The sequence below is a fragment of the Pseudomonas sp. genome (assembly GCF_049645325.1).
GTDB lineage: Bacteria > Pseudomonadota > Gammaproteobacteria > Pseudomonadales > Pseudomonadaceae > Aquipseudomonas.
In genome coordinates this window covers 1-7538 of the sequence record NZ_JBARTQ010000361.1, presented here as the reverse complement: position 1 = coordinate 7538, position 7538 = coordinate 1, and the positions used below count along the sequence as shown (strand labels likewise).

The window sequence follows — 7538 nt, the reverse complement described above, 5'->3', positions numbered from 1 at the left end:
ATGTGAAGCTGTATTGCACGCCTATCGTCAACCTGTTCAAACAGGACGCGGTACCTATTCGCCTGGATGGGAAACAAGATGAGTACCTTCTGATGCCGGGGGAGTATTCGCCCGGCAACGCCGATGTGTTTTCCGTGGACAACGTCACTGGGTGGCGCCCCGGCGGGTTGGGTTATCAAGCGTATGTGCCGTTCGAGTCCTTCGAGCATGACGGCGGCTCCCGCCTGTCGACGGCAGCGCCAAGCTACATCATTCGCCAACGTGCATCGGCGCAACACAGTGGCCTGGACACCTGGCTCGGTTTTGGTGGCCGCCAGGGACCAGCCCAGGAAACGCTGTCGATCGAGCTGACCTGTACCAATTGCAATGTGCCCCGTCAGTTGCGACTCGGCGAGATAAACCAGCCCTGCGAGCAGGCCCCCGAGTCACTGACATTTCGCAATATCACTGTGCCAACGGCGAGCTTCGCGCCTCCGCTTGACCAGGACTTTCTGTGGAAGCTCATCAGCAACATGTCGCTCAACTATTTGTCGCTGACTGATATCAACGCCTTGAAAGTCATTCTCGAAACCTACGACCTACCGCGCTATCACGATCGCCAGGCGCAAAAAGTCAGCCAGACACGGCTCGACGCCTTGCAGTCCATCAGCCATGAGGCGGTGGACCGATTGCACCGCGGGTTGCCCATCCGTGGGTTGCGCGTGGACCTGACCGTCGACTCACAAGGGTTTCTCGGCCAGGGCGACGTGTTTGTGTTCGCGTCTGTCCTCAATGAGTTCTTTGCGCTTTACGCCAGCCTCAATTCCTATCACGAGTTGCGAGTCATCAGCACACAAGGAGACGTGTACCTATGGCCTTCCCGGATGGGGCAACAACCCCTGCTTTGAACGAACTTTCCCGGGTCATCCGTGAGTACACGCTTTTCCAGGCGGTGCTGCAGGTGATCGAACGATTGCGCGACGCCCACCCGTTGCTGGAGGAAGACGCGTTGTACGACCAGCTGGAGTTCCAGGCCAATCCAGGCTTGGGTTTTGCGGGGCACGATATTGACCGCGTGGAATTTTTTGTGGAAGGCGGGCAATTGCGGGCGCGCCTGCGCCTGAATGTATTGGGTTTATTCGGCGCCGGTTCGCCACTTCCAGCTTTTTATGCTGAGCAGGCATTTGCGGAGCAGCAGGGCGGCAATCCCACCCGCGACTTCCTGGACATATTTCACCACCGCTTGCAGCGGTTGATGCTGCCGATCTGGCGCAAATACCGCTACCGGGCGCGTTTCCAGACGGGGGCCAACGATGTCTTTTCCCGACAGATGTTTGCGCTGATCGGTTTGGGTGGGTCCGCGATTCGTGAAGCCACGCAGCTGGATTGCAAGCGCCTGTTGCCTTACCTGGGGCTTCTGAGCCTTCGGGCACATTCAGCGGCTTTGATTGAGACGGTCCTGCGTTACTACTTCAAGCATTCCTCGTTATTCATTGAGCAATGGGTGGCACGCAGCGTGGACGTCGCCCCTGCGCAGCGCAACACATTGGGCTTCGCCAACAGCGAGCTCGGCCAGGACCTGGTGCTGGGGCATCGGGTTGCCGACCGCAGCGGGAAGTTCAGGGTTCATATTCAGGCGCTGAGTTGGCAGCGTCTGCACGACTTCCTGCCGACGGGAGAGGCCTATCAGCCCTTGAGTTCACTGGTGCGGTTAACCGCCCGCGATCCGCTGGCGTACGACATACGGCTGGTGTTGGCCGAAGGGGAGATCAGGGCATTGCACATTGGCGCAGGCAATGTCTGCCGCCTTGGCTGGACCAGTTGGTTGGAACATGAGCGGGCCGATGGCGTGGTCACGCTTGCCGGCAATATTCATTAGGGACCGATGATCATGATAAATGTGGACCTGCAACAACTCATACGCACCCTCACACCCCAGGCGCGCCTCGATCTTGAGCGCTCATCTGAGCGTTGCGTCCTGCGCGGCGGCCGTGAAGTCTTGGTCGAGGACTTGCTCTTGGCGTTGCTTGAGCATCCCGACGGGCTGTTGGCCAAGGCACTCGTCGACGCGCAGGTGCAAATGGGCGAGCTGCACGCTGTGTTGCAGCCCAGGAGCGAGCACAGTGCAACACGCAACCCCGTCTTCGCCCAAGCATTGGTGCAGTGGTTGCAGCAGGCGCTGATGGTCGCTCACATTGAGCTTGGGAAACGTGTTGTTGATCACGCAGCTCTGCTGCTGGCGCTGTTGCGCCACCCGCTGGATCACGCGGGGACTGGCTATTACGGCGTGTTGCGCCCGCTGAATGCCGACCGTGTGCGAGACTTCCTGGCGAGCCAAACGCCTGATGTCCAGCCTGTGGCGACAGAGTCGCTATTGCAGCGCTTCACCCATGACCTGACGTCCCAGGCGCGCGAGGGGCTGATTGATCCGGTGCTGTGTCGTGATGGCGAGATCCGGCAGCTGATTGACATCCTTGTGCGCAGACGCAAGAACAACCCGATTCTGGTCGGGGAGGCCGGAGTAGGAAAAACCGCTGTTGTCGAAGGTCTCGCTTTGAAGATCGTGGCGTCGCAGGTGCCCGAATCGCTCAAAACAGTGCGTGTACTGACCCTGGACATGGGGCTGTTGCAGGCGGGTGCGAGCCTCAAGGGTGAGTTCGAGCGGCGTCTCAAAGGTGTGATCGACGAGGTCAACGCCTCGCCTCAAGCGGTGATCCTGTTTATCGATGAAGCGCATACCCTGGTAGGTGCAGGAGGCCCGGCGGGAGGGTCCGACGCGGCCAACCTGCTTAAGCCGGCGCTGGCCCGCGGTGCGCTGCGGACCATCGCGGCCACGACCTGGACGGAGTACAAGCAGTACATCGAAAAAGACCCGGCGCTGGCCCGACGTTTCCAGCCGGTGCTGATCGGTGAGCCCAGTGTCGAGGAGGCCGTGGCCATTCTGCGCGGCCTGGTAGCCGTCTATGAGAAGAGCCACGGTGTTTATGTGCGCGATGATGCGGTTGTCGCGGCGGCACACATGAGCGCCCGGTACCTGGCGGGGCGTCAGTTGCCCGACAAGGCCGTGGATGTGCTGGACACTGCGTGCGCACGGGCGCGTACCCGTCAAGCAATGCCACCTGATGCAGTGCAGAACCTGAGCGCAGAACTGGCTGAAGGGCGTCGGCAACAGCGTGCGCTCAGCCGCGACGCCGAAGCAGGTTTAACGGTGGATGCTCATGCGCTGCACACCTTGAGCCTGCGGTTGGAAGCCATTGAGCACGAATGTCAGGCGCTGGAGCAGGACTGGGCTCAAAGCGAGCACGCTTCGAGCAGGCTTGAGGTGTGCCCGCGTCTGGTGGCGCAGGTCATCAGCGCCTGGACGGGCATACCGGTCGAGCAGTTAGCCCTTGAGCCCAACGAAAAAGTCCTCGGGTTTGCAGAGGCGCTTCGCGCACGCATCCTGGGTCAGGAGCCCGCCGTGCAGGCCCTTGATCGCGCCCTGCGCGCAGTGGCTGTCGGCTTGAATCAGGCGGATGCACCGGTGGGTGTGTTTCTGCTGGTGGGTCCCAGCGGTGTTGGCAAGACGGAAACAGCCCTCGCCCTGGCGGATCTCCTGTACGGAGGTGAACGGTTTATCACCACGATCAACATGTCGGAGTATCAGGAGAAGCACGCCTTGTCCCGCTTGATTGGTGCTCCGCCGGGTTATGTCGGTTACGGGGAGGGCGGGATTCTGACGGAAGCTGTGCGACAAAGGCCATATTCAGTCGTGTTGCTTGATGAGGTTGAGAAAGCCGACCCAGAGGTGTTGAACCTGTTTTACCAGGTTTTCGACAAGGGCCGAGCGAATGACGGCGAAGGTCGGGAGATTGATTTTCGCAACACGCTGATCCTGATGACTTCCAACCTGGGGAGCGACCGCATCAGCGAGCTGTGTGCGGAGGGGCGGCGGCCTGAGGCCCATGTGCTGCAAGACGCTATTCACCCTGTGTTACGCGCGCATTTCAAACCGGCATTGCTGGCACGCATGCGTGTCGTGCCCTATTACCCGATTGCCGGGCCGGTACTGCACGAGGTAACGGCACTCAAACTTGCGAGCCTGGGTGAACGCCTGCGCCGTCGCAATCTGACATTCACTTACTCATCCGAGTTGGTTGCGTATATGGCCAAGCGTTGCGCGCACGATGACAGTGGTGCGCGGTATATCGATCAATGGATCGAACGGCACTTGCTGCCTCAGATGGTGGACCGTCTTCTCAGCGCGATGGCCAGCGGCGAGTCTCTCTCACTTGCCCACGCAGGCCTGGATAGCAATGGCCAACCGATCTGTGAGTTCACCTGATGACAAGCCCTCTGTTTATTCACCTGCCTGAGCCGCTGGAATACGCCGATAGCCTGCTCAATCACTTCATACGTATGGGGCGGGAAGATGATGAAACCCTTTTGGCGGGTCTATGTGTTGCGGGTGCCGCGAAACTGAGCCGCTGCGAACTGAGCCAGTTGTACCTGCTTGATGAAGTCACCGGCCAACTTGATCTGGTAGCCCAGCATTTGCCAGACGCGCTCCCATCGATTGAGCAGGTCCCAGGCCCCGTGCCGCAGGCCCAACAGTTGCTGCAGTACAGCTTGAAACAGCGATGCGCTCTGAGCCTCGACGACTTGGTCCGCAGCCCCTATGACACCGGCTTTTTGCCTTCGTCAGGGCTGCCTTGGCGCTCATTGCTGAGTGTGCCGTTGTTCAATCGGCATGAGGCGATCAAGGGCATTCTCCTGTGTGTCAGCCGGCGCCCGGAGCCGCTGCAAAGCTACGCCACCTCATTGGGTCATTTGGGCAGCTTCGCCCTGAACCAACTACTTCTGTTGCGGTGTACGCAGCCCGGTCCGGCGGTCACAAGGTTACCGCGTGAGAGGAAGACGCTGGCGTATGGCTTGATCGGGAGCAGTGCGGCACTGGAAGAAACCTGCCAATTGATCGGCAAGGTCCTGAACACGCCTTATACCGTCCTGTTGCGGGGCGAGACGGGTACCGGCAAAGAAGTCGTGGCCAGGGCCATTCATGCAGCGGGGCCCCGCTGCAGGCAGGCGTTTGTCGTACAGAACTGCGCAGCGTTCCCTGAGGGGTTGCTGGAAAGTGAGCTGTTCGGCTATCGCAAAGGTGCGTTCACTGGCGCTGAACGCAACTATTCGGGACTGTTTGATGCGGCGCATGGCGGCACATTGTTGCTCGATGAAATCGGCGATATGCCGTTGTCACTGCAAGCCAAGTTGCTGCGGGTTTTGCAGGAAGGTGAAGTGCGTCCGTTAGGCGCCAGCGCCGCCCATAAGGTGGACGTGCGCATTATTGCCGCCACCCACCGCGACCTGGCTGCAATGGTGGCCGAGGGCAGTTTTCGCGAGGACCTTTATTACCGGCTTGCCCAATTTCCCATTCAATTGCCCGCCTTGCGTGAGCGCGACGGTGACGTGCTGCAACTGGCACGGCACTTCGCGGACAAGGCCTGCGAGTCATTGGGCAGGCCGCCCGTTGATTGGTCCAATAGCGCGCTGGATCAGCTGTCCAGCCATGCTTTTCCCGGCAACGTGCGCGAACTCAAATGCCTGATGGAACGGGCGGTGCTGATGTGTGACGAGAGTGTGATTCTGCCTGCACACCTGTCGCTGCCACTGGCCCCGGCTGTAACCGTAGCGTCCGATGTAACGCTACGCCAGCGCATGGAGCGGGTGGAGCGCGTATTCCTGATTGACTGCCTGCACAAAAATCGCGGCAACCGCACGCGTACGGCACGTGAATTGGGGGTTGCTCGGCGCACGCTGCTCTACCGTCTTGCACGTTTGAAAATTCCTGTTGACGACGCTCAAGGCGAACGCTGAGTGCGGGTCTTACGCGTTGCCATGTATTACCTCCGCCCGCGAGTCCTGCCGGGCGATCCATTTACCGAGGGAGAATCCTGATGCCTGATCGTCCATGGCAAGCCGTTGTGCTTGTGTTGTGTTTGCTCGGTGGCTGCAGCGCCAACTACGTTTTCGATGATGCCGACTATCGCCCCTTGGGTGAGCCGCGGTCGATCACGCGTGGCCAGTGAACAGGGGAGGGCCTGACCATGAAGCTTGAGTTCGAAATAATGGATGCCGAGGACGCCGGCTCCTTGTCATCGGCGCGCAGAACGTTTGATGGTGTGGGCGGTGTGATTGGGCGTGGCGCCGGATGTGACTGGATGATTCCCGATTCCAGCCGCTTGCTCTCCAGTCACCATGGACTCATCGCTTACCGCGAGGGGCAGTACTTTTTGACCGATATCAGCAGTAACGGTATCGACCTGGTTGGCAGCACCGAGCGACTGCGGAAAGGGCAGGCGCGATTGATCACTGACGGTGAGGCATTTCGGCTGGGATCACTGACGATACGTGTACGGCTGATCGAACGCACGCGGCCTGTTATCGAACACGATTACATCGCGATGGAGTCGATCCCCGATGACGCCTTCCTGACGTTGGATCCCATTCAGTCGCTGGATCGCGAAGAACAGCGCCAGGCTACGTCACAGGCATTGGTTGGATTGGGCGAGACAACCGCTGAGCCTGAACAACGCATGGTCCATAGTGCGATAGATAGGGAACATTTGGTCATGCCGCGACGGGCTGAGCCTGTCCGGGAAACGCTCTCGACGCCGTCGGTTGCGACGCCTGCGGATGATGAGGTTTTTTGGGCGCAATTCACAGCAGCCTTGGGCATTCGGCTGGAGGCCGTCGATCCACCGACCCGACAGGCATTGGCAATCAAGGTAGCGCGCCTGCTTCGTCTGGCAATGGAGGGTTTGCAACAAAGCTTGAGTACGTGCGAAGGGCTCAAAAGTGAGCTCGGCCTGCCGCTTTTCGACACTCGGTTCAAACGCCAGAGCCCGTTGAAAGATCACTCCGACACCGATGCGGCATTAGCGGCGCTGCTCGGCACGCAAACGCAGGGCCAATTATCTGCCGAGCAGGCCGTCACCCAGGCGCATCGGGACTTGCAAGTTCACCAGGTTGCACTGCTGGCAGCCTGTCGCAGCGCGGTGCGCACTGCACGGACGGCCTTTGCACCTGGCCATTTGCTGACATGCTTTCACTATCAGGAGAAAAGACCGCGGTTTCCCACCGATGGCGGGCACTGGCGTGCTTATCAGCGGCATTACCAGCGCGTCATCGCGAACAGTAACGACCCGCTGCCAGGTGATGGATTCGCCAAGGTTTACGAGGAGCAGGTTCGCTTGATCTCAACGCTGCACGTGGAATATCCAGGATGATGTTTATGTATCGCGCTGCCTTTGCACCCCTGCTTCTTTTGCTTGTTCTGTTGAACGGCTGCAGCACTGTCTCGCCTTTCTCTACGTTGACCAAGTTGGATGTGGGACTGAACGTCGGCGAGCACGTCAACCCCGATCTTCATGGTCGACCCTCACCCGTGGTGGTGCACCTGCTTGAGTTGCGCCATGCCGTCGCCTTTGAGAATGCCGACTTCTTCAGCCTGTATACCAATGCGGAGCAAGCACTGCCCAAGGATTGGTTGAACAGTGAGGAATTCGAATTACGCCCAGGTG

Annotated in this window: 7 protein-coding genes; all 7 read left to right on the top strand. The window is 59.6% G+C overall.

Annotated elements, in window-relative coordinates; all coding sequences use genetic code 11:
- Positions 1-887: type VI secretion system baseplate subunit TssF (gene tssF / locus WBB95_RS15990; RefSeq protein WP_424488473.1), on the top strand; the 887-nt coding region annotated here is incomplete at its 5' end.
- Positions 851-1858, top strand: a complete 1008-nt coding sequence (gene tssG, locus WBB95_RS15985) for a type VI secretion system baseplate subunit TssG (protein WP_424488472.1) — start codon at positions 851-853, stop codon at positions 1856-1858. The genes tssF and tssG, both read left to right, overlap by 37 nt.
- 12 nt (positions 1859-1870) lie before the next feature.
- A complete protein-coding gene (locus WBB95_RS15980) occupies positions 1871-4303 on the top strand; it encodes an AAA family ATPase (RefSeq protein ID WP_424488471.1) in 2433 nt (810 codons plus the stop codon).
- Positions 4303-5832 (top strand): sigma-54 interaction domain-containing protein, encoded by a 1530-nt coding sequence (locus tag WBB95_RS15975; RefSeq protein WP_424488470.1) that lies wholly within the window; start codon positions 4303-4305, stop codon positions 5830-5832. Before WBB95_RS15980 ends, WBB95_RS15975 begins: the two co-directional genes overlap by 1 nt.
- 80 nt (positions 5833-5912) lie before the next feature.
- Positions 5913-6044, top strand: a complete 132-nt coding sequence (locus WBB95_RS15970; protein ID WP_424488469.1) for a type VI secretion protein — start codon at positions 5913-5915, stop codon at positions 6042-6044.
- A gap of 18 nt (positions 6045-6062) precedes the next feature.
- On the top strand, positions 6063-7244 hold the full coding sequence (gene tagH / locus WBB95_RS15965; protein ID WP_424488468.1) for a type VI secretion system-associated FHA domain protein TagH: 1182 nt from the start codon (positions 6063-6065) through the stop codon (positions 7242-7244).
- A gap of 5 nt (positions 7245-7249) precedes the next feature.
- On the top strand, positions 7250-7538 hold a 289-nt coding region (gene tssJ / locus WBB95_RS15960; protein ID WP_424488467.1), incomplete at its 3' end, for a type VI secretion system lipoprotein TssJ.

Bases quoted from the DNA above. Each gene is read 5' to 3' on its own strand.
- tssG (WP_424488472.1), top strand. From the start codon at position 851: ATGGCCTTCCCGGATGGGGCAACAACCCCTGCTTTGAACGAACTTTCC.
- tagH (WP_424488468.1), top strand. From the start codon at position 6,063: ATGAAGCTTGAGTTCGAAATAATGGATGCCGAGGACGCCGGCTCCTTG.
- WBB95_RS15970 (WP_424488469.1), top strand. From the start codon at position 5,913: ATGCCTGATCGTCCATGGCAAGCCGTTGTGCTTGTGTTGTGTTTGCTC.
- WBB95_RS15980 (WP_424488471.1), top strand. From the start codon at position 1,871: ATGATAAATGTGGACCTGCAACAACTCATACGCACCCTCACACCCCAG.
- WBB95_RS15975 (WP_424488470.1), top strand. From the start codon at position 4,303: ATGACAAGCCCTCTGTTTATTCACCTGCCTGAGCCGCTGGAATACGCC.